This window comes from Vibrio cholerae ATCC 14035, assembly GCF_000621645.1.
GTDB lineage: Bacteria > Pseudomonadota > Gammaproteobacteria > Enterobacterales > Vibrionaceae > Vibrio > Vibrio cholerae.
The window spans coordinates 56,161-81,302 of record NZ_JHXR01000017.1 but is presented as its reverse complement, the minus strand read 5'-3'; the positions used below and the strand labels follow the sequence as shown (position 1 = coordinate 81,302).

The 25,142-nt window shown below is 48.2% G+C and carries 23 protein-coding genes and 9 tRNA genes; 22 read left to right on the top strand and 10 right to left on the bottom strand.

Annotated elements, in window-relative coordinates; genetic code table 11:
- The first annotated feature begins 13 nt into the window (after positions 1-13).
- Together T411_RS0110940 and hemW are read left to right on the top strand one after the other, a co-directional pair.
- Positions 14-616, top strand: coding sequence for an XTP/dITP diphosphatase (locus T411_RS0110940; RefSeq protein WP_000725015.1), 603 nt, complete (start codon positions 14-16; stop codon positions 614-616).
- On the top strand, positions 610-1,785 hold the full coding sequence (gene hemW, locus T411_RS0110935; RefSeq protein ID WP_000957331.1) for a radical SAM family heme chaperone HemW: 1,176 nt from the start codon (positions 610-612) through the stop codon (positions 1,783-1,785). Before T411_RS0110940 ends, hemW begins: the two co-directional genes overlap by 7 nt.
- A 220-nt stretch (positions 1,786-2,005) precedes the next feature.
- Here the strand turns inward: hemW and glsB are convergent, their stop codons facing one another.
- Together glsB and trmB are read right to left on the bottom strand one after the other, a co-directional pair.
- Positions 2,006-2,926, bottom strand: coding sequence for a glutaminase B (glsB, locus tag T411_RS0110930; protein ID WP_000805055.1), 921 nt, complete (start codon positions 2,924-2,926; stop codon positions 2,006-2,008).
- A 236-nt stretch (positions 2,927-3,162) separates the two neighbouring features.
- Positions 3,163-3,882, bottom strand: coding sequence for a tRNA (guanosine(46)-N7)-methyltransferase TrmB (gene trmB, locus T411_RS0110925; protein WP_000005583.1), 720 nt, complete (start codon positions 3,880-3,882; stop codon positions 3,163-3,165).
- A gap of 239 nt (positions 3,883-4,121) precedes the next feature.
- Between trmB and mutY the strand changes: the two genes are divergently transcribed.
- The 13 genes from mutY (at position 4,122) to T411_RS0110860 (ending at position 9,979) form a co-directional block, all read left to right on the top strand.
- Positions 4,122-5,183 carry an A/G-specific adenine glycosylase gene (gene mutY, locus T411_RS0110920; protein WP_000187372.1) on the top strand — a complete coding sequence of 354 codons (1,062 nt, stop codon included), beginning with the start codon at positions 4,122-4,124 and terminating at the stop codon, positions 5,181-5,183.
- A 13-nt stretch (positions 5,184-5,196) separates the two neighbouring features.
- Positions 5,197-5,469, top strand: a complete 273-nt coding sequence (locus T411_RS0110915; protein ID WP_000124738.1) for an oxidative damage protection protein — start codon at positions 5,197-5,199, stop codon at positions 5,467-5,469.
- A gap of 101 nt (positions 5,470-5,570) precedes the next feature.
- On the top strand, positions 5,571-6,698 hold the full coding sequence (gene mltC / locus T411_RS0110910) for a membrane-bound lytic murein transglycosylase MltC (RefSeq protein WP_001230171.1): 1,128 nt from the start codon (positions 5,571-5,573) through the stop codon (positions 6,696-6,698).
- Between the two features lie 109 nt (positions 6,699-6,807).
- Positions 6,808-6,883: transfer RNA gene (locus T411_RS0110905), tRNA-Phe, on the top strand.
- Between the two features lie 48 nt (positions 6,884-6,931).
- Positions 6,932-7,007, top strand: a tRNA-Thr gene (locus T411_RS0110900).
- Positions 7,008-7,017: 10 nt separating this feature from the next.
- A tRNA-Phe gene (locus T411_RS0110895) sits at positions 7,018-7,093 on the top strand.
- Between the two features lie 37 nt (positions 7,094-7,130).
- Positions 7,131-7,206, top strand: a tRNA-Asn gene (locus T411_RS0110890).
- 257 nt (positions 7,207-7,463) lie between these two features.
- Positions 7,464-9,089, top strand: coding sequence for a methyl-accepting chemotaxis protein (locus T411_RS0110885; RefSeq protein ID WP_000769922.1), 1,626 nt, complete (start codon positions 7,464-7,466; stop codon positions 9,087-9,089).
- 414 nt (positions 9,090-9,503) lie between these two features.
- A tRNA-Phe gene (locus tag T411_RS0110880) sits at positions 9,504-9,579 on the top strand.
- A gap of 41 nt (positions 9,580-9,620) precedes the next feature.
- Positions 9,621-9,696, top strand: a tRNA-Thr gene (locus T411_RS0110875).
- Between the two features lie 14 nt (positions 9,697-9,710).
- A tRNA-Asn gene (locus T411_RS0110870) sits at positions 9,711-9,785 on the top strand.
- Positions 9,786-9,813: 28 nt separating this feature from the next.
- Positions 9,814-9,889: transfer RNA gene (locus T411_RS0110865), tRNA-Thr, on the top strand.
- Between the two features lie 14 nt (positions 9,890-9,903).
- Positions 9,904-9,979, top strand: a tRNA-Asn gene (locus T411_RS0110860).
- A gap of 153 nt (positions 9,980-10,132) precedes the next feature.
- On the opposite strand, the gene djlA is transcribed toward T411_RS0110860, so the two are convergent.
- Positions 10,133-10,987, bottom strand: coding sequence for a co-chaperone DjlA (djlA, locus tag T411_RS0110855; protein ID WP_000546921.1), 855 nt, complete (start codon positions 10,985-10,987; stop codon positions 10,133-10,135).
- A 158-nt stretch (positions 10,988-11,145) separates the two neighbouring features.
- Between djlA and lptD the strand changes: the two genes are divergently transcribed.
- The 6 genes from lptD (at position 11,146) to T411_RS0110825 (ending at position 17,928) form a co-directional block, all read left to right on the top strand.
- On the top strand, positions 11,146-13,497 hold the full coding sequence (lptD, locus tag T411_RS0110850; protein ID WP_001277601.1) for an LPS assembly protein LptD: 2,352 nt from the start codon (positions 11,146-11,148) through the stop codon (positions 13,495-13,497).
- Between the two features lie 52 nt (positions 13,498-13,549).
- Positions 13,550-14,845 (top strand): peptidylprolyl isomerase SurA, encoded by a 1,296-nt coding sequence (gene surA / locus T411_RS0110845; RefSeq protein WP_000780524.1) that lies wholly within the window; start codon positions 13,550-13,552, stop codon positions 14,843-14,845.
- Complete coding sequence (gene pdxA, locus T411_RS0110840) at positions 14,835-15,827, top strand: 4-hydroxythreonine-4-phosphate dehydrogenase PdxA (protein ID WP_000095773.1); 993 nt, start codon at positions 14,835-14,837, stop codon at positions 15,825-15,827. The genes surA and pdxA overlap by 11 nt, the downstream gene beginning before the upstream one ends.
- A gap of 13 nt (positions 15,828-15,840) precedes the next feature.
- Positions 15,841-16,656, top strand: coding sequence for a 16S rRNA (adenine(1518)-N(6)/adenine(1519)-N(6))-dimethyltransferase RsmA (rsmA, locus tag T411_RS0110835; protein ID WP_001243262.1), 816 nt, complete (start codon positions 15,841-15,843; stop codon positions 16,654-16,656).
- A 71-nt stretch (positions 16,657-16,727) separates the two neighbouring features.
- On the top strand, positions 16,728-17,108 hold the full coding sequence (gene apaG / locus T411_RS0110830) for a Co2+/Mg2+ efflux protein ApaG (protein WP_000383338.1): 381 nt from the start codon (positions 16,728-16,730) through the stop codon (positions 17,106-17,108).
- 10 nt (positions 17,109-17,118) lie between these two features.
- On the top strand, positions 17,119-17,928 hold the full coding sequence (locus T411_RS0110825) for a symmetrical bis(5'-nucleosyl)-tetraphosphatase (protein WP_000035032.1): 810 nt from the start codon (positions 17,119-17,121) through the stop codon (positions 17,926-17,928).
- 148 nt (positions 17,929-18,076) lie between these two features.
- On the opposite strand, the gene folA is transcribed toward T411_RS0110825, so the two are convergent.
- From folA to rplU, 6 genes are all read right to left on the bottom strand, one after another.
- Positions 18,077-18,574 carry a type 3 dihydrofolate reductase gene (folA, locus tag T411_RS0110820; protein WP_000973535.1) on the bottom strand — a complete coding sequence of 166 codons (498 nt, stop codon included), beginning with the start codon at positions 18,572-18,574 and terminating at the stop codon, positions 18,077-18,079.
- A gap of 12 nt (positions 18,575-18,586) precedes the next feature.
- Positions 18,587-19,060 carry a threonine/serine exporter family protein gene (locus tag T411_RS0110815; protein WP_000954087.1) on the bottom strand — a complete coding sequence of 158 codons (474 nt, stop codon included), beginning with the start codon at positions 19,058-19,060 and terminating at the stop codon, positions 18,587-18,589.
- A complete protein-coding gene (locus T411_RS0110810; protein ID WP_000444259.1) occupies positions 19,060-19,821 on the bottom strand; it encodes a threonine/serine exporter family protein in 762 nt (253 codons plus the stop codon). Before T411_RS0110810 ends, T411_RS0110815 begins: the two co-directional genes overlap by 1 nt.
- A gap of 121 nt (positions 19,822-19,942) precedes the next feature.
- Positions 19,943-21,115, bottom strand: a complete 1,173-nt coding sequence (gene cgtA / locus T411_RS0110805) for an Obg family GTPase CgtA (protein ID WP_000673586.1) — start codon at positions 21,113-21,115, stop codon at positions 19,943-19,945.
- Positions 21,116-21,316: 201 nt separating this feature from the next.
- Entirely contained in the window at positions 21,317-21,577 is a 261-nt protein-coding gene (gene rpmA / locus T411_RS0110800) for a 50S ribosomal protein L27 (protein WP_000940599.1), read from the bottom strand.
- Positions 21,578-21,597: 20 nt separating this feature from the next.
- On the bottom strand, positions 21,598-21,909 hold the full coding sequence (rplU, locus tag T411_RS0110795; protein WP_000271393.1) for a 50S ribosomal protein L21: 312 nt from the start codon (positions 21,907-21,909) through the stop codon (positions 21,598-21,600).
- A gap of 270 nt (positions 21,910-22,179) precedes the next feature.
- Between rplU and ispB the strand changes: the two genes are divergently transcribed.
- The gene (ispB, locus tag T411_RS0110790) at positions 22,180-23,151 is read left to right on the top strand and encodes an octaprenyl diphosphate synthase (protein ID WP_000345929.1); all 972 of its coding nucleotides are present in this window, start codon (positions 22,180-22,182) and stop codon (positions 23,149-23,151) included.
- A 148-nt stretch (positions 23,152-23,299) separates the two neighbouring features.
- Here ispB and T411_RS0110785 read toward each other — a convergent pair whose 3' ends face one another.
- Complete coding sequence (locus tag T411_RS0110785; RefSeq protein WP_000358606.1) at positions 23,300-24,706, bottom strand: basic amino acid/polyamine antiporter; 1,407 nt, start codon at positions 24,704-24,706, stop codon at positions 23,300-23,302.
- Positions 24,707-25,142: the final 436 nt, after the last annotated feature.

Sequence of the window (25,142 nt, the reverse complement as noted above, 5' to 3'; positions counted from 1 at the left end):
CACAGAGAACAGCATGAAAAAGATCGTTTTAGCCACGGGCAATCAAGGCAAAGTGCGTGAAATGGCTGACCTATTGTCCGATTTTGGGTTTGATGTCGTCGCGCAAAGCGAATTCAACGTCCCTGAAGCGGCAGAAACAGGCACCACTTTTATTGAAAATGCGATCATCAAAGCACGTCATGCCGCGCAAATTACCGGCTTACCGGCGATTGCCGATGATTCCGGTTTGGAAGTGGATTACCTAAACGGCGCGCCGGGCATCTATTCTGCGCGCTACGCGGGCGAGCATGCCAGCGACGGCGACAATCTCAATAAGCTGCTAGCGGCGATGCAAGATGTGCCAGACAACCAGCGCAGCGCGCGTTTTCATTGTGTGCTGGTGTTGATGCGCCACTCCGATGATCCAACGCCTATCGTTTGCCACGGCAAGTGGGAAGGCAAAATCCTCACCGCACCACACGGCAGCAATGGCTTTGGTTACGATCCGATTTTCTGGGTTCCGGAAGAAAACTGCGCTTCTGCTGAGCTAGAACCGGTGCGCAAAAAGCAGCTATCCCATCGCGGCAAAGCCCTGCAAAAACTGTTCAAAGCGATCGAAGAGCAGCGTACATGCTAACGCCTCCACCGCTTAGCCTATACATTCATATTCCGTGGTGCGTGCAGAAATGCCCGTATTGCGATTTCAACTCGCACGCGCAGAAAGGCGATATTCCTGAGCAAGAGTATTTGGATGCGCTGCTGGAAGATCTGGATCGCGACATCGAACGTTACCAGCTCAAGGGAGATCCGCGCCTGCTGCACTCGATCTTTATTGGCGGTGGTACACCGAGCCTTATCTCTGCGGAAGGGATCGCGCGTTTGCTGCAAGGCGTTGCCGAGCGTATTGCGTTTAAGCCAGAGATTGAAATCACCATGGAAGCCAACCCCGGCACGATTGAAGCGCAGCGTTTTGCTGGCTATCGCACCGCTGGGGTTACACGTATTTCGATTGGTGTGCAGAGTTTTGAGCCAGAAAAATTAGCGCGTTTAGGGCGCATTCACGGCCAACAAGAAGCGGTTCGCGCCGCTCAGCTCGCCCACCAAATTGGCCTCAACAGCTTTAATTTGGATTTGATGCACGGCTTACCGGATCAAACGCCCGAGCAAGCACTGGCCGATTTGGATCAGGCGATCGCGCTCAATCCGCCGCATCTCTCTTGGTATCAACTGACGATTGAACCCAACACGCTGTTTTACTCGAAACCGCCTAAGCTACCGGATGAAGATGCGCTATGGGATATTTTCGAGTTAGGACATCAAAAGCTCAGTGATGCAGGGTATGTGCAGTATGAGATTTCTGGCTACAGCAAGCCGGGCTATCAGTGCCAGCACAACCTCAACTATTGGCGCTTTGGTGACTACCTCGGGATTGGCTGTGGCGCGCACGGCAAACTGAGTTTTGCTGATGGGCGCATTGTCCGCACCACCAAAACCAAGCACCCGCGCGGCTACTTGGCAGCGTTGAACAATCTGGCCAAAGCTTATTTGGATAGCGAGCAGTTGGTTGCCGATCAAGACAAGCCGTTTGAGTTTTTTATGAACCGCTTTCGCTTGATTGAGCCCTGCCCGAAAGCCGATTTTACCGCCACCACGGGACTTACGATTGACGTGATCCGCCCAACCTTAGATTGGGCGCTCAATGAAGGCTATCTCAGTGAAGATGATCTGCACTGGCAAATCACAGAAAAGGGCAAACTGTTCCTCAATGATCTGCTCGAAGCCTTTATGGCTGATGAAGAAGAATAACCAAGAGGCGCGTGCGCCTCTTTATTTTTATCTTTTATACCCAAACGACTTGCAGTTGCAGGCAGGCGGCAAACGAGTGACAAATTTGCACAGCCATCGGCTTGCCTTTGGTGAGAGCTAAGGATGGCTCTCATAATCCCCATGAGCATAGATCCACTATGTGATTGGGGTGAGCGAATGCTGCCAACACCGCTGCAGCTTCAAGTAGAAAGGGGATAGCTTAGAAAATTGAGCGACCAATCCGCTGCGCGAGTAACTCTAACGCGCGAGTCCCCGCGAGCGAGTTACCCGATTGATCCAGCGCGGGGGACCACACTGCAATCGTCATTTCTCCCGGCACCACAGCAATAATCCCACCGCCAACACCTGATTTTCCGGGCATACCAACTCGATAGGCAAATTCTCCTGCCCCATCATACAAGCCGCACGTGGCGAGTAAGGCATTGGTTTGTTTGCTTTGGGTTGGGGTGATCACCGTTTCCCCCGTCACCACAGAAACACCTTTGTTGGCAAGATAGCTGAAGGTTTTCGCCAGCTCAACACAGCTCATTTTCAATGCGCAGGCGTGAAAATAGTTGTGCAGTACCGGAATAACCTCATTGTGGAAATTGCCAAAAGAACGCATCAAATAGGCAATCGCCGCGTTGCGATCACTGTGCATCATCTCCGATGCTGCCACGACTTTGTCATAAGCAATGAGCGGCTCACCGCTGAGTTGGCGTACAAACTCCAACAGACGCTGACGAGGTGCAGAGAGGCGACTTTGCAGCATGTCGCACACCACAATCGCGCCGGCATTGATAAATGGATTACGCGGAATTCCATGCTCCATCTCAAGCTGAATCAATGAGTTAAATGCTTGCCCCGAAGGCTCTTTACCCACGCGGCTCCACAGTTCATTTGGCTGATATAAGCCCATCGCGAGCGTCAAGCTCAGCACTTTGGAGATCGACTGAATCGAAAACCCTTCCTGCGCATCACCGGCCGAGATCACTTCCCCTTGGTTGGTGAATACGGCGATGCCCAACTTTTCACTTGGTACTTTGGCGAGTGCGGGAATGTAATCGGCGACTTTACCCTGCCCAGTGAGCGGGCGAACTTCTTCAATAATGCTGGCTAAAATCTCTGCTGTTGGCTTCATGGTTGACTCTTTATTATTAGTTTGTCTCAAGCTACTTCAGCTGTTCAATAGCTCGAGGATTAGGGTCAAAAAAGCCAACATCAAATGTTGGCTTAAGCAAAATTCTCTATACCCAAACTACTTGGAGTTGCAGCTAGGCGGCAAGTGAGTTCATCCCCATGAGCATAGACAGACTATGTGATTGGGGTGAATGAACATAGCCAACACCGCTGCAGCTTCAAATAGGAAGGGGATATTTAAGCAGTGCGTTGGTACTTAATATCCCACACTCCGTGACCTAAACGGTGACCACGCTGCTCAAACTTAGTCAGCGGGCGCTCATCAGGGCGCGGGATGTAATCGCCATCGGTTGCCAAGTTAGCAAAACCGGGTGCTTGATTCATCACTTCAACCATGTGTTCTGCGTAGTTTTCCCAGTCAGTTGCCATATGGAATACACCGCTGCCGATGATGAGCTTTTGGCGTACCATTTCAGCAAATTCAAGCTGCACGATACGGCGCTTGTGGTGACGCTTCTTGTGCCAAGGATCTGGGAAGAACAATTGCAAAGTGTGCAGGCTGTTATCTGGGATCATGTGTGCAAACACTTCCACCGCGTCATGGCACATCACACGCAAGTTAGTGACACCCGCTTCACGCGCCGAAGCCAAACAAGCACCGACACCTGGGCTGTGTACTTCAATGCCGAGGAAGTTTTTCTCAGGTGCGTTTTTCGCCATTTCGACCAAGGACGCGCCCATACCAAAACCAATCTCCAGCACAACCGGATTGTCGTTACCAAACACCTGTTGCCAATCCAACAGCTCTGGCTGGTAATCAATCCCCATGGTTGGCCAGCACTCTTTCATTGCGGCTTCCTGGCCTTTGGTCAAACGACCTTCACGACGAACAAAGCTACGAATACGACGCAGCACTTTGCCATCTTCGGTATATTCCTGGGTGATGACTTCGCTCATTTCTATTGCCTGCACATTACTAAATCAGAGCGGGAATTATCCAAAGAATCGTCAACGGTGCAAGTGTTATTACTGACCGTTCACTATCCTGCCCTCAAACTCTTTGCCGCTGCCGCCAACACCTCCACAGCTTCGAACAGGAATGAGGAGAATATCCCCAATGTTTGTCGGTTTTACTTCACCACCAATCTGTGGTGCAATTTTGCTCCACTAGTTTAGACAATAATAATGAGCAAGTCGTGACTCCTTTTGCACAGGCCATCCTTACTTGGTATGACGCCTACGGCCGCAAAAACCTGCCGTGGCAACAAAATAAAAATGCGTATCGCGTTTGGTTATCGGAAATCATGTTACAGCAGACTCAAGTCGCGACCGTGATCCCCTACTTTGAACGCTTTTTAGAGCGCTTCCCGACCGTACACGCCCTCGCGGCAGCGCCGCAAGATGAAGTGCTGCATTTCTGGACGGGGCTTGGCTACTACGCCAGAGCGCGCAATCTGCATAAAGCAGCGAAAATGGTTGTGAGTGAATATAGCGGCGAATTTCCCACCGATTTAGAGCAGATGAATGCGCTACCCGGTGTTGGCCGTTCCACCGCGGCAGCCGTGCTCTCTTCTGTGTATAAAAAACCACACGCCATTTTGGATGGCAACGTGAAACGCACGTTAGCGCGCTGCTTTGCCGTTGAAGGTTGGCCGGGGCAAAAAAGTGTCGAAAACCAGCTTTGGCATTATGCAGAAATGCACACGCCCAAAGTGGATGTTGATAAATACAACCAAGCCATGATGGATATGGGCGCAATGATCTGCATTCGCAGTAAGCCCAAATGCAGCCTGTGCCCAGTAGAATCGTTTTGCCTTGCCAAGCAGCAAGGCAATCCCCAAGAGTATCCGGGCAAGAAACCGAAAACAGATAAACCCGTCAAAGCCACTTGGTTTGTCATGCTCTATCACGACAATGCCGTCTGGCTTGAGCAGCGCCCGCAAAGCGGAATTTGGGGCGGTTTGTACTGCTTCCCGCAATCAGAGATCGCCAATATTCAAACCACCATAGATCAGCGCGCCATCGGCGATAGCACAATAACATCGCAGAAAACCCTGATCGCATTTCGCCACACCTTTAGCCACTACCATCTCGATATTACGCCGATTTTGCTGCAATTAAGCCGCAAACCGGACATCGTCATGGAAGGGAGCAAAGGTCTTTGGTATAACTTAAGTCAACCCGATGAGATTGGTCTCGCGGCACCAGTGAAACAACTGTTGCACAGCTTACCTTTCGACATTGATAGCCACATTTAAAGAGGAAGAGTGAATGGCTCGCACCGTATTTTGTACCCGATTGCAGAAAGAAGCCGATGGCTTGGATTTCCAACTCTATCCCGGCGAACTGGGCAAACGCATTTTCGACAACATCTGCAAAGAAGCTTGGGCACAATGGCAGACCAAACAGACCATGCTGATCAATGAGAAAAAGCTCAACATGATGGATCCTGAACACCGCAAGTTGCTGGAGCAAGAGATGGTGAACTTCCTGTTTGAAGGTAAAGAAGTCCATATCGAAGGTTATACACCGCCTGCAAAGTAGGAAATTTCGGATTTCATCTGCTTGCAAAAAATGACATCATGCCGCTGGGTTATGATGTCATTTTCGTATCAGGAGTAGCGAAAGCTCGCTTTAGGAGGCGCATGAGAAAGTTAGTGTTATGTATCACCGCTCTATTATTGAGTGGCTGTAGTCGTGAATTTATCGAGAAAATTTACGATGTTGATTACGAACCCACTAACCGTTTCGCCAAGAACTTAGCCGAATTACCCGGACAGTTTCAGAAAGACACCGCCGCACTGGATGCATTGATCAACAGCTTTTCCGGCAATATCGAAAAACGCTGGGGACGCCGCGAGCTAAAAATCGCTGGAAAAAATAACTATGTCAAATACATAGACAACTACCTTAGCCGCTCTGAAGTCAACTTCACCGAAGGTCGAATCATAGTAGAAACCGTTTCACCTATCGATCCTAAAGCCCATTTACGCAATGCGATCATCACGACCTTACTGACTCCCGATGATCCCGCGCACGTCGATCTTTTCTCCTCAAAAGACATTGAACTCAAAGGCCAACCCTTTTTGTATCAGCAGGTACTCGATCAAGATGGTCAGCCGATCCAGTGGTCATGGCGCGCTAACCGTTACGCCGATTACCTCATCGCTAACCATTTGAAAGTGAAGCAAGTCGATTTCAAAAAAGCCTATTACGTCGAAATCCCCATGGTCAAAGATCAAATCGACATCCGTGGCTACAAATACGCCAATATCGTGCGTAAGGCCTCTCTCAAATACGATATCCCGGAAGATCTGATCTACGCGATCATCAAAACCGAAAGCAGTTTCAACCCCTATGCGGTGAGTTGGGCCAACGCTTATGGCTTAATGCAAGTGGTGCCTAAAACCGCAGGACGGGATGTGTTCAAGCTAGTCAAAAACCGCTCTGGCGAACCCAGCCCCGAGTATCTGTTTAACCCAGAAAACAACATTGATACGGGTACGGCCTATTTTTACATCCTGAAAAATCGCTATTTGAAAGAGGTTCGCCACCCCACATCTCTCGAATACAGCATGATTTCTGCCTATAACGGCGGCACTGGCGGAGTGTTGAGTACCTTTAGCAGTGATCGTCAACGCGCCATGCGTGACCTTAATGCCCTGCAACCTAACCAAGTGTATTGGGCGTTAACCAAAAAACATCCGAATGCGGAAGCGCGTCGTTATCTGGAAAAAGTGACCAAATTTAAGAAGGAATTTAACGCGGGATAACAAAAAGCCCGCCGTTTGCTGAAAATAACGGCAATCAAACTGATTTTTCGAAATATTTCAAAAAACAGGTTGACGGGGAAAGGGAAAATCCGTTTAATAGCGCTCCGTTGCCCGGATAGCTCAGTCGGTAGAGCAGAGGATTGAAAATCCTCGTGTCGGTGGTTCGATTCCGCCTCCGGGCACCACGAATTTTAGATTGTTGGTGTAAGACACAAACAGCAAAGGTTACGTGTGCCGGCTTAGCTCAGTAGGTAGAGCAACTGACTTGTAATCAGTAGGTCGCCAGTTCGATTCCGGCAGCCGGCACCACTTAAAATTTGCCTCGATAGCTCAGTCGGTAGAGCAGAGGATTGAAAATCCTCGTGTCGGTGGTTCGATTCCGCCTCGAGGCACCACTATTAAAAGTTGTGCCATAGACACAATAAAAATTGTTCCTCCTTAGCTCAGTCGGTAGAGCGACGGACTGTTAATCCGCAGGTCGCTGGTTCGAGCCCAGCAGGAGGAGCCACTTTTAGAAACCCAGTCCTTGACTGGGTTTTTCTTTATCTGCATTTGGGATTTCGCTTCTCACTTCCCAAACATCCCGCTTCTCACTTAACTCATCGTTCTCACTTCTTCTTTTTTATTTCGAGGCAAAAATTTAATCCAACTCATACTTTCACACTTACTTCGTATCAATAAATAAGCAAGCTCATTACTATCTCGCCGACATCAAACCGCCACAAAAATTTAATCTGCTTACACCTTCCCCATAGGGTTCAAACTATGAAATTAAAAACCCAAGCTTATTTATTATCTGCCATCATTCTCGCCGCTCTTCTCGCGCTAACCGCGACCGGACTGTGGACGTTACGTGTGGCCAGCAATCTCGATAACAAAGCGCGTGTAACCGAGCTGTTTAATAGTGCCTACAGTATTTTGACTGAGGTAGAGAAGCTGGCTCAAGAAGGCAAAATGTCGGAGCCAGAAGCCAAAGCGCTCGCCACCCGCCTAATGCGCAACAATCTCTACAAAGATAATGAATATGTGTATGTGGCAGATGAAAATATGACTTTCGTGGCGACGCCGCTCGACCCACAACTGCATGACACCAGTTTTCACGATTTTAAAGATGGTAAAGGCAATAGTGTTGGCCGCTTAATTCAAGATGTGCTGCGTCATCAATCCGGCAAGTTGGTGGAATATACGTGGACACAAAAGCAAGCAGATGGCTCGATTGAAGAAAAGCTCTCCATCGCGCGCAAAACGCCACACTGGGGCTGGGTTGTCGGCACGGGTATTGGTTTTAACGAAGTGAATGAGCGTTTTTGGTCTACCGCGCAATGGCAACTAAGCTTATGTGTGGTGATCGCCGTTGCGATTTTATCTCTGCTACTGGTCGCGATTCGTAAAATACTGCTGATTATCGGCGGTGAACCAAATGAGGTACGCAGCGCAGTACAAGCGGTGGCACAAGGCCGCATTCGTCGTGAATTTGTGATAAAAGCCCCTAAAGAGAGTATTTATGGTGCAGTGCAGCAGATGAACAGCTCACTTGCAGACTTGGTGGCTAAGCTTGAGCAATCCATGGTTGCTTTACGCTCTGAATTAGCCGGCGCAGGTACTCGTGCCAAAAGCATTGCCGAATTAACGGATAGCCAGCAGCAATCTACCGCCATGATTGCCACTGCAATGACCGAAATGGCCTCTTCAGCGAACCAAGTCGCCGATTCTGCGCGTGATACCGCATTCAACACCGATCAAGCGGATCAGCAAAGCCAGCATACGCAAAAGCTCATCCACAACACGGTAAGCAATATTCAAGGCTTGGCGACCCAATTACAAACTGCGAGCACCGCGGTTGCCGATCTGGATCTGGATGTCAAAAACATCGCTAAAGTACTGGATGTGATTGGTGATATTGCAGAGCAAACCAATTTACTGGCGCTGAATGCCGCGATTGAAGCAGCACGCGCTGGCGAGCAAGGGCGCGGTTTTGCCGTCGTGGCTGATGAAGTGCGTAACTTAGCGGGCCGCACGCAAACCAGTACCAAAGAGATCCAGCAGATGATCCACAATTTGCAGGAAGGGTCGCGTAATGCGATTCAAACCATCCAGATTTGTGGGCAAACCAGTCAAAGCAGTGTGCAAGAGTCAGAAAATGCCGCTTCTGCGCTGGCATTGATTGTCAGCGCACTCGAAAGCGTCTCTTCGATGAGCCATCAAATAGCCACGGCGGCCGCTGAGCAAACCCAAGTCAGCGATGATATTGCGCGCCGAATCAATATGATTGAAGAAAGTGGCTCAAAACTGAGCCGAGTGGTGATGGAGAGCCACAATAGTACGCAAACTCTCACCAAACTCGCCCGCGAGTTAGAACAGTGGGCTGCGCATTTTGAGGTCACTCGTTAAGCATACTTTCAGTTCAGTGAGCGCAAAACGTTTCACTGAACTGATGGGTTACCCGTCGTTATGATACCCAAACTTCTTGACGTTGCCTGTCGTCAGCCAGTGCATTCATCCCATGAGCCTACCTACTCTATGATTGGGATGAATACACTTAACCAACACGGCTGCAGCTTCAAGTAGGAAGGGTATAACTGAAAATATTTATCAAGCAGGTATTTTTACGTACTTTGTGATTTTCTGGCTACGCTTAAAACTCTCTATTTCACTGAGCATGTGGGTCTTGTGGTTCATTTAGCGATATTTTGGTAAACGAAATGGACAAAAACAGGCCATTAAGTATAGAAAAACAACAAACGATATTTTTTTTAGATTTTCATGTTGACGACTACCACGAAAAACCTTTTAATACACCCCGTCGCCCGGATAGCTCAGTCGGTAGAGCAGAGGATTGAAAATCCTCGTGTCGGTGGTTCGATTCCGCCTCCGGGCACCACAATTTTGATTGTTGGTGCTTGCACGAACAATAACAAATGTGCCGACTTAGCTCAGTAGGTAGAGCAACTGACTTGTAATCAGTAGGTCACCAGTTCGATTCCGGTAGTCGGCACCATTAAAAAGAATAATTCCTCCTTAGCTCAGTCGGTAGAGCGACGGACTGTTAATCCGCAGGTCGCTGGTTCAAGTCCAGCAGAGGAGCCAATTTCTCACTTGCCTTGCAAGTAGATTTGCCGACTTAGCTCAGTAGGTAGAGCAACTGACTTGTAATCAGTAGGTCACCAGTTCGATTCCGGTAGTCGGCACCATTAAAAAGAATAATTCCTCCTTAGCTCAGTCGGTAGAGCGACGGACTGTTAATCCGCAGGTCGCTGGTTCAAGTCCAGCAGGAGGAGCCACTTTTAGAAACCCAGTCTATGACTGGGTTTTGTTTTATCTGTCGAAAGTTTTATCTATCGAAAACCGCCCCACTCTAATTGCTCTTTTGCCTGAAAAGAAAGGCAAACAGTTAAGTTTGCCTTAGAAAAGGTAAGCGCATAATGACGATGAGCTTACTTAATGCCTTTCTCCTTTCGGATCAGCTCATAAGCGTGTTGGATTTGCTGAGATTTCTCTTTCGCGACGTTCATCATCTCTGGCGGTAAACCTTTCGCCATCAGCTTATCTGGGTGGTGCTCATTCATCAGCTTACGATAAGCTCGCTTCACCTCTTGCGCACTCGCACTTTCGCTCACCCCAAGCACTTCGTAGGCATCGGCCAATTGATGGCGTGATGAAGGCTGCTGCCATTGCTGCCCACTATGGGATTGCTGCTGCGAACCACCAAAGCCACCACCTTGTTGAAATCGAAACGCCGCTTCCTGCATCCGTAAACGGCGCTCTAACTGCTCGGAAGAAAAACCAAGCCCACGCGCAATACGATGCAGTACTTTACGCTCACTCGGGTGTACATCCCCATCAGCAAACGCGGAAGAGACTTGCAGCTCAAGGAAAAACTGTAGCAGGTCAAAACGCCCGCCCGTGGCGATTTTCACGCGCTCTAACACTTGCTCTAGAGGAAAATCGCTTTCTTTCCCGTCACGAAACGCATCTTGTGCAGCACGTTTTTGCTCTAGGGTCAGGTTCATGCGATCCATCATGATGGTCGCGAGTTGGATCTCTTCTTTGGTGACTTGACCCTTGGCTTTTGCTACATGCCCCATCACCGAAAATGCGGATTTAAAAAACTCCTCTTGGCGCTCCGCTTGGCTAGGACCTGCACCAAATGTACCACTTTGAAAGCCAGCCTGATTTAAACGACGCGCCTTATCAAACTGGTGGCCAAGGAAGATCCCAAAGATTGCGCCAAAAGGGCCACCAAACAGGAAGCCAAAAAAAGCGCCAAGAATTTTGCCAAAAATATGCATTATGTGCTCTCAATCTATGAATTTTTCTGGAGTGAAGCGGTCTGATAGTGGCGCAAGCGTCAATTTCCTTTATGATAAGGACCGTTTATATTTCAGGCTCCTAAGTTCGGAATCCATCAAGTTCAACAGGCCACAAGTTCAACAGGATGTACAACCCCATGTCATGCTTTTCCCGCACGTTTTTAGCCGCTTCGATTAGCGCTGCACTCTTTGCACCTCAGATACAAGCAGAAGCAAGTGTGGATGACAATCGCGCTCAATTACCTAATGGTGAGCAGTGTTTAGTCAACCAGCCTGAGCCTACTAATCCCGGCCAACAGCCTATCAATGTCGAAGCGGATAAGCTAGAGGCAATCAATGGGCAGAAGGCGACCTATTCGGGGAATGTCGTTGTCGTGCAAGGTAAGAAACGCATTGCCGCGGATAACGTGACTTTGCATCAGCAAGAGAATGTGGTTGTCGCTGAAGGTAATGTTCAGTTCAGTGATGGTGAGATAAAAACACACTCCACCAAAGCGACCAACCATCTCAATACCGATGAAATGACGCTGGAAAATACTCGCTACCAGTTTTTGTGTGAACCGGGCCGTGGTGAAGCGGTGTATGTTTCGAAAACGGGCAAAGCCGTGTATGAAATTGAAGATGGCTCCATCACCTCATGTCCTGATGGTGATAATGCATGGCGGATGCGTGCTTCCAGCATTGATGTGGATCAGAATGAAGAGATTGCGACCTTCTACAATCCGCGTCTTGAAGTGCAAAACGTACCTGTGTTCTATCTCCCCTATTTGACTGTGCCAATCGGTGATACGCGTAAAACTGGTTTTCTATACCCGACGGCCTCTTACGGCTCACGAAATGGCTATTCGTTTGAAGTGCCAATTTATTGGAACTTGGCACCCCAATATGACTTAGAAACCACCTTTAACTATATGCAAAAGCGCGGAACACAACTGAATAGTGTGTTCCGTTATCTGACCGATTTTGGTGCGGGTCAAATCAAATCTGAATATCTTGCCGACGATCAGCTGCACACTGAATTAGGCGATCGCTGGGCATTCCAATATGAGCATAACGGCATTTTCCAACAAGCTTGGAAATTTGAAATCGACTACTCCAAAGTCAGCGATATCAACTATTTCTCTGACTTAGATTCGGGAGTCGGTAATCGTGAAGATGGACAACTCATCCAAGAAGGGCGTGCCACTTACCGTAGCGACAACTGGGATTCTGCGCTGTTGGTGCGGGATTTCCAACTACTGACCAAGGATACCACTAGCACGAACTTGCCTTATCGGTTAATGCCCCAGCTCAGCTACAACTACTATGCTCCAGAGACGATGAAGTATCTGGATCTTGACCTTGTCAGCCATGTCTCGCGCTTTGAAACCGATGCAAGAGGCAAACCCTCTGCAACTCGAGTACATATTGAACCTGGGCTCAAAATTCCGTTCAGCAACACTTGGGGCAACTGGACAACCGAAGCACGTGTCTTGGGCACCTACTATCAACAAGATCTTGATAAGACCACAGATGCCAAACTGGAAGAGAGTGTGACACGCGTTATCCCTGAGATTCGCAGTGTAGCGGGCATTGTGCTTGAACGAGATACGGTACTGCTTGATGACTACACTCAAACCCTTGAACCCAAAATTCAATATCTCTACGTGCCAGAAAAATATCAGGACAATATTGGTCTGTATGATTCCACTTTGCTGCAAACCGACTACTACGGGCTATTCCGCAGTCGCAAATACAGCGGCGTAGACCGAATTGAGTCCGCCAACCAAGTCAGCTACGGTGCATCGACTCGTTTCTTTGATAGCAACTATAAAGAGCGCCTCAATATCGCGTTTGGTCAGATTTTCTATCTGGACAGCAAGCTCAATCCGTCCAATAAAAATCCAGACAGCACATCGGATAAAACCAGCTATTCCGCTTGGGCCGTTGAGATGGACTTTAACTTTGCTGACTATCTGTTCTATCACGGCGGCATTCAATACGACATCGATAGCCAAGCCGTTCAACTTGGCAACAGTACATTAGAATATCGAGTCGCCAGCGGTTATATTCAAGCTAACTACCGCTATGTTGCTAAGGATTATATTCGCAATACCGTCGGTGACAGCATTACCAATATTGATGACATTACCCGAGACGGTATTTCACAAGCGGGCATTTTGGCGGGTTACCAGTTGAGTCGTAAATGGTCGGCTAGCGGTCAATATTACTATGACCTGACCACAGACGAGGCGTTAGAGTGGCTGGCTAACCTGACTTACACTTCAGATTGTTGGTATGTGGGCTTTACTTACAGTAACCAATTAAAAAGCTGGAATGGCAACTTTGTTACGGATCCTTACGCGACTCCGATTTATGAGAATAACTTCAGCTTTAACATCGGGATTATTGGTTTTGGCACCAGCATTGGCGCAGGCTCAAGCATGACAGGTGTCGATAGCGCAGGTAACTCACTCGGTTATGGTCGCCCATTCTTCCTGAATAACTAATTCACCTAGCCTGAGGAAACTCAGGCTTAAAACATTTTAGATAGGACTGCACATGAAATTGTGGAAACCCACACTAATTAGCGTTCTCAGTGCGCTGACTCTCTTCAACGCTCACGCAGAGCCCAAACAACTCGATAGCGTGGCAGTGATTGTCAATAGCGGCGTCATACTACAAAGTGATGTGGACAGCGCCCTGAAAACCATCAAAGCCAATGCCAAGCAGAACAAGCAGCCTTTGCCACAAGAAACGGTGCTGCGCGAACAAGTATTGGAAAAACTGATCATCGATACTTTGCAGCAGCAAGAAGCGGATCGGATTGGGGTAAAAATTGATGACAACCGCCTCAACGAAGCGATTAAAGAGATAGCGAAAAACAACCAACAGACTCAGGAGCAGTTGATTGCTTCGGTAGCGCAAGAAGGCTTAACTTACCCAGAGTTCCGTGAGCAAGTCCGTAAAGAGATGGCGGCGAGTGATGCACGCAATGCCTTAGTTCGTCGTCGTATCAACATTCTGCCCGCCGAAGTTGATACGTTAGCTGAGCTGCTGGCGCAGGAAACCGATGCCACCGTGCAATACAAAATCAGTCATATTCAACTGCGAGTCGATGACGGACAAGATAAAAGTACCGCGGAAACCTTGGCCAACAAGCTGGTCAACGACCTAAGAAATGGGGCAGACTTTGCGCAAATGGCGTACGCCTACTCCAAAGGTCCCAAAGCCCTGCAAGGGGGAGATTGGGGATGGATGCGCAAAGAAGAGATGCCAACCATCTTTGCTGATCAGATCAAAATGCAGAACAAAGGCAGCATTATTGGCCCGTTTCGCAGTGGTGTCGGTTTTCACATTTTGAAAATAGATGATGTCAAAGGCCTAGAAACGGTCGCGGTCACAGAAGTTAATGCTCGTCACATTTTGATCAAACCGACCATCATCCTCAGCGATGAAGGCGCGCAAAAGCAGCTCAATGAATTTGTACAGCGCATCAAAAATGGCGAAGTGACCTTTGCAGAATTAGCACAGCAATATAGCCAAGACCCCGGCTCTGCCGCGCAAAAAGGTGAACTGGGCTATCAAACTCCTGATCTGTATGTCCCAGAGTTTAAACACCAGATTGAAACCTTACCCGTAGGCCAAATCAGTGAACCGTTTAAAACCGTACATGGTTGGCACATTGTAGAAGTGCTCGATCGTCGCGAAGTGGACAGAACTGATTCCGCACTGAAAAACAAGGCCTACCGTATCTTGTTCAATCGTAAATTCAATGAAGAAGCCAGTGCTTGGCTGCAAGAGCTGCGTGCCAGCGCCTTTGTTGAAGTATTGAAGGACGAGAAGGATGAGCAGTAAACGCATCATTGTCACAGCCGGTGAGCCCGCGGGGATCGGTCCCGATCTGGTGCTCGCCCTCTCCGCGCAAGATTGGCCACATCAACTGGTGGTGTGTGCCGATAAGGCGTTATTGGCGCAGCGGGCCACGCAACTTGGCATACAGGTTAAGCTACTGGATTATCAACGCGATAATCCAGTGCAAGCGCAACAAGCAGGAACCTTGTTGGTTGAGCATATTCCTCTCGCGGAACCCGTCGTCGCCGGTCAACTCAATCCAGCGAATGGACACTATGTGTTAAAAACGCTGGAAAGAGCGGCAAAAGGCTGTATGAATGGCGAATTTGATGCTATTGTCACCGGCCCTGTGCACAAGGGGGTGATCAACCGTGCGGGGGTGGCTTTCAGCGGTCATACCGAATTTTTTGCTGAACAGTCAAAAACTCCCCTCGTCGTGATGATGCTGGCCACAGAAGGCTTACGTACTGCGTTAGTCACTACACATCTGCCACTCGCAGAAGTGCCGCAAGCGATAACTTGTGAACGTCTAGAACAGATTGTTCATATTCTCCACAAGGATTTAGTCGAGAAATTTGCCATTGCTGAGCCTAAAATCTACGTATGTGGGTTAAATCCACACGCAGGTGAAGACGGTGTATTGGGCATGGATGAGATCGAAACCATCACTCCTACCCTACAGCGTTTGCGTGAGCAATATGGCATGCAATTGGTTGGTCCTTTACCAGCCGATACTATTTTTAGTGAAAAATACTTGCAACAAGCGGATGCCGTTCTCGGCATGTACCATGATCAAGTGCTTCCAGTGCTGAAATACAAAGGCTTTGGCCGCTCAGTCAATATTACGCTCGGGCTGCCTTTTATCCGCACTTCGGTCGATCACGGTACGGCACTCGATCTGGCTGGAACGGGTCAAGCCGATGCGGGAAGCTTTTGGACTGCATTAGCTTACGCAATTGAATTAGTTGATAAAAAAGCGCAATAACTTAGAGAAAACTATGAGAAATGATGTCCACTTAGGGCACAAAGCGCGTAAACGCTTTGGTCAGAACTTCCTCAATGATCCTTACATCATTGATGGTATTGTGTCGGCAATTAATCCCAAACCGGGGCAAAACTTGGTTGAAATCGGCCCAGGGTTAGGCGCCATCACAGAACCGGTAGGACGTGAAGTGGATAAGTTCACTGTCATTGAGCTTGACCGCGATCTGGCAGAACGCCTGCGTAATCATCCAGAATTAGCCAGCAAGTTGACCATTCATGAAGGCGATGCGATGCGTTTCGACTTCAAGCAGTTGGTGAAACCCAATAACAAACTTCGCGTGTTTGGTAACTTACCTTACAACATTTCAACGCCGCTGATGTTCCACTTGTTTGAATTCCACCGTGATATTCAAGACATGCACTTCATGCTGCAAAAAGAGGTGGTGAACCGATTAGCCGCAGGTCCGGGAACCAAGGCCTACGGTCGACTAACCGTGATGGCGCAATACTACTGTAAAGTGGTTCCGGTACTAGAAGTGCCACCTAGCGCATTTGTGCCACCACCAAAAGTGGATTCGGCCGTGGTACGTTTGGTGCCTTATGAAGATCTCCCTCATCCAGCAACCAGCTTAGAGTGGTTAGATCGCGTGGTACGTGAAGGCTTTAACCAACGCCGTAAAACGGTGCGTAACTGTTATAAAGGTTTGGCTGAACCGGAAACACTGGAAACTCTGGGCATCAACCCAGGTATGCGCCCAGAAAATCTGACCTTGGCTCAATTTGTGGCATTAGCGAACTGGCTTGATGCCACACACAAAACTCACGCATAATCGATAAGGACGACATTCAGTCGTCCTTTGTTTATCTGCCAATATCTGACTACTAAGCTGAGGAGTCGCTCATGGATGTTTCGCTGCCCTGTATCAAAATTCAGGTTCAAACTCGCTACATTGAGGAACAATCAAATCCTGAGTATCAGCGCTTTGTGTTCGCCTATCTCATCACCATCAAAAATCTCAGCTCCCAGACCGTCCAACTGATGAGTCGGCGCTGGTTGATCACGGATGCCGATGGCAAACAGACCGTGGTTGAAGGCGATGGCGTTGTGGGAGAGCAACCTCGCATCAAAGCTAACGATGAATATACCTACAGCAGTGGCACGGCCTTAGATACTCCCGTCGGTGTGATGCAGGGGCAATATTTGATGATCGATGAACAAGGTGAGTCTTTCACGGTTGAGATTGAACCATTTCGTTTAGCCGTTCCGCATGTATTGAATTAAGGGAGTTTGTGTGGCGAATTATATCGTTGGAGATATTCAAGGCTGCTTTGACGAGCTACAGCAACTGCTCAAGCAGGCCGAATTTAATTCTCAGCTTGATACGCTGTGGTTTGCGGGAGATTTGGTCGCTCGTGGTCCAAAATCACTAGAAACCTTGCGTTTTGTCTATCAGTTAGGGGATGCAGCACGAGTCGTGCTCGGCAATCATGATTTGCATTTGCTCTCAGTAGCACTCGGTCACCACTCCGCTAAACGGCGCGATCAAACCCAAGCGGTTTTAGATGCGCCTGACGCCGCGCCATTACTCGATTGGCTACGTCAGCAGCCTTTGCTCGCTGAACATCAAGAGTTTGTACTGTGCCATGCTGGCATCTCACCACAATGGGATCTCGCCACTGCACGCCAAGCTGCGCAAGAGGTCGAGTCTGTACTTCGCAGCCCCGAGTGGAGCACCCTGATTGAGCAGATGTACAGTGACCAACCCGACGCATGGCATCCAACGCTACAAGGGATAGATCGCTTGCGTTATATCGTTAACGCATTTACTCGTATGCGCTTTTGTTTCCCAGATGGTCGTTTAGATATGCAATGCAAACTGCCACCGAAAGAAGTGACTGACGGTAGCTTACTACCTTGGTTCCAATTACCGCAGCGTATTGCTCTTGAAAAGACGGTGATTTTTGGCCATTGGGCGGCATTAGAAGGGTATGTGAGTGAAACGGTGATCGGCCTAGATACGGGTTGTGTGTGGGGCGGAACCCTGACTATGCTGCGTTGGGAAGATAAACACTACTTTAGCCAAGCAGCGCTGCCAGCATAAAACAACACCCGTTAATACGGGTGTTGAGTGTATTTTCTCTGACGATACCTGCAATGACGATCCCCAAACGACTTGGAGTTGCAGGTAGGCGGCAAAATAAGTGACAAATGTGTCTAGAACCAATTTGCGCAGCCAACACTGCTGCACATCAAGTAGGAAGGGGATATTGGCGTTCAAAAATCACAAAATCCATCCCGTAGGCATTTTTTTCATCGGCAGGATAATGCTCACGAGAGCGCTCTAGCCAATCACTCCCCCATTCAGGAAACTGAGTATCACCATCCAATTTTGCATGGATCTCGGTAATATACAGTTTATGGGCCATCGGCAAACAGGCCGCATACAAGCTACCACCTCCGATGATCATCACCTCGTCGACCTCACCCGCTTTCGCCAGCGCCGCCTCAATGGAGGTCACCACATCCACCCCCTCAATCTGCAAACTCGCATCACGGGAGATCACAATATTGTGCCGCCCCGGTAAAGGACGTCCGATCGATTGGTAGGTTTTACGCCCCATCACTACAGGCTTACCTAATGTACAGCGTTTGAACCACGCGAAATCAGCCGGTAGATGCCAAGGCATCTGGTTATCTTTACCAATAATGCGCTGGTCTGCCATCGCGGCAATCATACTGATCATCATTTTTCTCTTACCTTAAATAATCGGTTTGCGGCGGTAGAATAACAGTCCAGGTACAGCAAGGCCAACCGCCAAACCCGCAATGATAAACATGGCTTTAAGGAAGTTTTCTAATAAGGCTTCCATCAGCTCGGGCGAAAAACCCACATGGTTAATTTCGACTAACGCGATCATGGCTTTAAATGCAAAAACACCAGGAACCATCGGGATAAGCGCAGCAACCGTAAACACTTTAGGATGAGCCAGAAAACGACGAGACCAATAAACACCAACCATACCCACTAGAGTAGCGGCAAAAAAACTCGCCCACTCAATCGGTACGCCAAAGTGCATCATCAAATAACGCGAGCCATGACCAAGTGCACCACCTAACGCACAATATTTCAATGCGGGCACAGGCACATTGAAGACTAAAGCAAACCCAACCGCCGGAATCGCGGCAAAAAACATGTCGTTGAGTAGTCCGAAAAACAGATCCCAGCTTAACATTACCACCCCCAAATTCCGGTGATGCTCATTGCCGCGACAATACCGAGCGCCGTGGCTAGAGTCAGCAAACTCGCCATCACAAAGCGTGCGATGCCCATATTGATATAACCTTTGAGCATATCTGCGACCGCATTAATTAATGGAAAGCCGGGCACCAGCATTAACACGGAAGAGGCCATGACGATCGTCGGTTTGTTGCCGAGTTGATAAATCACAGCTTGGGCAGAAATCACTGAGGTCACGAAAGCCGTTGCCGCAAAATTGATGAGTGGATTGAACTGACGATGGCCGATTTCTTGGCGAACGATCATCCCAACTGACGAGGCGATCAAGGTAATCAAGAACACCATCCAATCGCCCCCAGCCAAACGGCTGAATGCCGCGCAAGAGAGGCCAATCATGACCACAACTAGCCAACGATTGTAACGCTCTGGACTGATGTGATTGAGTTTTCGCTGCGCTAAGCTGTGATCGAGAATGCCTTTTTCCATCATGATGCAGATCCTTTGAATCTGCGTCACCACACGCATATTGATGCCGCGATCTGGGCTGCGTCGCGCAGTCGTAATGCAGTGCTCTTTATAGACGGTCGTCACCACAAGCGAGCTCGCCGAGAGAGAGACTTCGACTTCACTCATCCCACTCGCCAACCCCATACGGCGCATTATATCGCCGACTAAAGTACTTTCTGCGCCATGCGCTAATAACATCTGCCCTGCCTGAGCAATCAAACGAGAAACGGCTCTCTGTTTGGATTCCATGATTCCTTTCCTAAAACCTAAATATGCCGAAGAGAGAGTAAGTGTGCCCGAAACAAACTTTAGGAAAGTTGATTTAGACACAAAAAAGCCGCAACTAAGTTGCGGCATACCAGTAAGTTAATCAGTCACGAACATAGATAACGTGGCCGTCATCTTCTTCATCGTCCCAATCATCCCAATCGTCATCATCTTCAGTGATCACTTCACGACCAGCCAATCCGTCTTTATGGTTATAATCCCATGTGAAATCGACTTTTTCGGCTTCTGTTTTCTCTTCCGCTTCTCTTGGTAAGGTATCCATGAACTCGGCAAGCTTCATGCACAGCTCTTTGGTGCCTTGACGATTCGCCGCAGAGATTTTGAAGTAATCGCCTTCCCATGCCAGAGCATCGATGATGTTTTGAATGATCTCATCCGCTTCTTCTTCTGACATCAGATCAACTTTGTTGAACACTAACCAACGTGGCTTTTTCGCCAGCTTTTCACTGTACTGTTCAAGCTCATCAATAATGGTCAACGCATTGTGTGCAGGATCGCTTTGATCAGCAGGCATGATATCAATCATGTGTAGCAGCACGCGACAACGTTCAAGGTGCTTAAGGAAACGAATCCCTAAACCAGCCCCTTCCGCAGCGCCTTCAATCAAGCCTGGGATGTCAGCCACCACAAAGCTTTTCTCCGGCAGCACGCTCACCACACCAAGGCTTGGTACTAGCGTGGTAAACGGGTAATCCGCCACTTTAGGTTTAGCCGCAGAAACAGCACGAATGAAGGTCGATTTACCCGCATTTGGCATGCCGAGCATACCAACGTCAGCCAACAGCAGCAGCTCTAAACGAATATCACGCAGCTCACCCTTGGTACCCAAGGTTTTTTGACGTGGAGAGCGGTTCACCGAGGATTTAAAACGGGCGTTGCCCAAACCGTGCCAACCACCTTTGGCGATCATGACTTTTTTGCCATGTTCGGCCACTTCACCAATGATTTCATTGGTGTGAATATCGACGGCACGAGTACCTACCGGTACGCGCAGCTCTTTGTCTTTACCGCTTTTACCTGTACAGTTACCGCCACCGCCGTTTTTACCACGCTCCGCTTCATAAAAGCGCTGGAAACGATAGTCAATCAAAGTGTTGAGGTTTTCATCAGCGACCATATACACATCGCCGCCATCACCACCATCACCACCATCAGGGCCGCCATTGGTAACGAATTTTTCACGCCAGAAGCTCACAACACCGTTGCCGCCATCACCAGCTTGAACTTTAATTACCGCTTCATCTACGAATTTCATTTTTCCTCCACTCAATCTCGTGGGAAATCTTAATCAGTCTAGTAAACCTGAGAACGTAGATCCCAGAAAACAATCGCCTGCTTGGATCAGGCTACATTCAGGTCTAGGGTCTAGGGTCTAGGGTCTAGGGTCGACCACACTTTCGATAAATAAAAAACCCCACCAAACGGCAGGGCTTTTAAATTCATCAAGAAACTTGGCTTATTCAGCAGTTTCGATGCTAACGAATTTACGGTTGTTAGGACCTTTAACCTCGAACTTCACTTTACCATCAGATAGAGCGAATAGAGTGTGATCTTTACCGATACCTACGTTAGTGCCAGCGTGGAACTTAGTACCACGTTGACGAACGATGATGTTACCTGCAAGTACAGATTCACCACCGAAACGCTTAACACCTAGACGTTTGCTTTCTGAATCGCGGCCGTTACGAGTAGAACCACCAGCTTTTTTGTGTGCCATTGTTGAACTCTCCTAATAACTTAAGCGTTGATACCAGTGATTTTCACTTCTGTGAACCACTGACGGTGACCTTGTTGCTTACGAGAGTGCTTACGACGACGGAACTTAACGATTTTTACTTTATCGCCACGACCGTGTTGTACCACTTCAGCAACTACTTTACCGCCCTCAACCAGAGGAGCACCTACTTTAATGTCTTCACCGTTAGCAACCAGCAGAACTTTATCAAATTCTACAGTTGCACCAGTTTCAACGTCTAATTTCTCTAAACGAAGAGTTTGACCTTCGCTTACACGGTGTTGTTTACCACCAGATTGGAAAACAGCGTACATATTTTACTCCGCTCTTTCCGCACAGCCTATGCTTATATTTTATGCGATAAGGGTGTGCGCTAAACTAATCATCAATAGGGCGCAGATTCTACGTGAATGATGTGCCTATGACAAGCCATATTTTGAAAAAAATGGCGAAAAGCTAATCGCCAAACAAAAGTGCCGCAATCATGCCTTTAAGCCATGTATTAATCAATGATTTTTAGTGTATTATGCAGCGATTCCAGAAGACTAAATGCCTTACACGCTCTTATTTCAGCCGGATTTACGATGGATTTTAAAGCTATCCAAGCGCTTACTGCCAATGACATGGCAAAAGTGAACGAAACGATTCACGCTCAACTCAATTCTGACGTTTCCCTAATCAACCAACTTGGTTTCTATATCATCAGTGGTGGTGGGAAGCGTTTACGCCCATTGCTGGCGGTTTTATCCGCCAAAGCGCTCGGTTATCAAGGGTCACATCACACGACTGCTGCTGCGTTTATTGAATTCATTCATACGGCAACCCTGTTGCACGATGATGTGGTCGATGAATCAGACTTGCGCCGCGGTAAAGCAACCGCCAATGCCGCGTTTGGTAATGCCGCCAGCGTATTAGTCGGTGATTTTATCTACACTCGCTCGTTTCAGATGATGACAGAATTAGGATCAATGAAGATCCTGAAACTGATGAGTGATGCAGTAAACGTGATCGCTGAAGGTGAAGTACAGCAATTAATGAACTGTAACGATCCTGATACCACCGAAGCCAGCTACATGCAGGTTATTTACTCCAAAACTGCACGTCTGTTTGAAGCGGCAACCCAGATTGGCGCTATCCTGTGTGATGCTTCTCCTGAAGTCGAACTGGCGATGCAAAACTACGGTAAATACCTAGGCACAGCCTTCCAACTGATTGATGATGTGATGGATTACACTTCAGATGGTGATGAGATGGGTAAAAACGTCGGTGACGATCTGGCAGAAGGCAAACCTACCCTACCACTGCTTTATGCGATGCAGCACGGGAATCCTGAGCAAGCCGCGATGATCCGTGAAGCCATCGAGAAAGCCAATGGCATGTCGCGTCTTAATGAGATTCTCGCAGCGATGGAGCAAACCGGTTCTTTACAATACACCATTGAAAAGGCGCTGCATGAAGCGGATAAAGCCATCGCTGAACTTGCGATTTTGCCAGAAAGCGAATACAAACAAGCCTTGATCACGCTCGCCCATATGGCGGTCAATCGCAGTAAATAGTCTGCAAATTCGGTGAGATGACCACAGCAACTCACTCGAGAATGGATTACGTTTTCTTACTAAAAAACCCCTCAGCTCTACGAGCTTGAGGGGTTTCTTTTATCCGTCCCGAGCTTTAGACAATGTCGACTATGGCATCAACGCTATTTTACCAAGCGCCTTGCCAAAGCATGCCTGCCGCCCCAACGGCAAACAGCAGTAGGGTGCTGGCTCCGACCATTTCTCGGCCGCAGAATGCTTTTACACCTTGCTCACGCTTTGCTTTGAGATAGAAAGCGAAGCCCGGTACATACAACAGGGTTGAGAGCATCAAATAGTGCAAACCTGATGCATACAGCAACCATAGACCATAAGCCGTTGCGCCAAAGCCAATCAATAGCAACTTCCCTCGATCTCTTTGCTCCAGAGCAAGCTTAAGGGTAAAAGCGCCCACCAGAAAATACGGCACTAAAATCATCTCTGAGGCAAAGATCAATAAGCTATCGTAAGTGCTGGAAGTATAGCGCACCAAGATCAAGGAGACTTGGATACAGAGTGTGGTTAAGAACAAGGCATTAACTGGACTTCCCGCTTGATTCTGCTTGGCAAAATGGCGGGGAAACATCTTATCTTTGGCGGCAAGGAAAGGCGCTTCGGAAGCCAATACCGTCCAACTCAAAAACGCACCGCAAACCGAGATCAAAAGCCCAACCGCAATAATGTACTTACCCCAAGGACCAATAATCGTAGTCAACACTTGCGCCATAGAAGGATTCGGGTATTGCGCCAACTGATTGACTTGAATCACGCCCATCGACAACAGCGTGACTAAGACATAAATCGACAGAGCCGTGAGTAACCCAAGAATGGTCGCGCGACCGATGTCTTTACGCTGACGTGCTCGGCTTGATACCACCACAGCACCTTCAATCCCCACAAAAACCCAAACCGTGATCAACATGGTCGCTTTGACCTGACCGAGCAGATCAGCGCCTGAAATGTGATGGAGCCCTGCGAAATCCAAGCTAAATGTGGACCAGTTGAACGCCGCAATCGCAGACACAATGAAAAGTAGCAAAGGCACCATTTTAGTCATAGTGGTGATGAGATTGATCAGCGCGGCGGTTTGCACCCCTCTTAATACTAAGCTGTGAACAGCCCACAATAGTAGAGAAGCGCCACCAATTGACCACCAAGTATTACCTGAGCCAAAGATAATCTGATCAGGCGTATCAAACAACAGTCCTAAAGTACTGAACACAATCACCAGATAAGAGACGTTCGCGACCATGGCACTAAACCAGTAGCCCCACGCCGAGCAAAATCCGGCAAAATCACCAAAACCTTCACGAGCAAAACCAAACACACCACTGTTCACATGGGGTTTATTGACGGCTAAATATTGAAAAGAGAGCGCAAGAAAGATCATGCCGATCCCAGTGATCGACCAGCCGATCATCACTGCCAGTGGACTGGCAACCGCTGCCATATTTTGTGGCAAGCTAAACACGCCCGCACCAATCATTGAACCAATCACTAGCGCCGTGAGAGAGCCTAAACCCAGTTTTTTATCCATTATTTTTTAATCACCAATAACAGAGGTAAAAAGCCATCTTCCCCTTCCAAGCATCAGTCACAAACAAGAGAAAATCCGCCTGCAACAGCCGAAGGGCCACCATTCCACTCACAAGACATGAGTCGAAGCATACAAAAAACAGCGCATATTACACGAAAAGCAGTGGGATGAAATGATAATTAGATAAGTAACATAAGAATTCACTAGTGGAAAACCAATAGCTGGAATTTAAAACTGAAAAATCAAATAATTAATTTTAAGACCTCCCAAATCTCAAACTACTTGAAGTTGCAGGTAGGCGGCAAGTAAGTGAATCCCCATAAGCATAGGCATAGACATAGACATAGGCAAACTATGTGATTGGGGTGAACGAGTGTAGTCAACACCGCTGCAGCTTCAAGTAGGAAGGGGATATCATTGAGATAAAAAAATACCG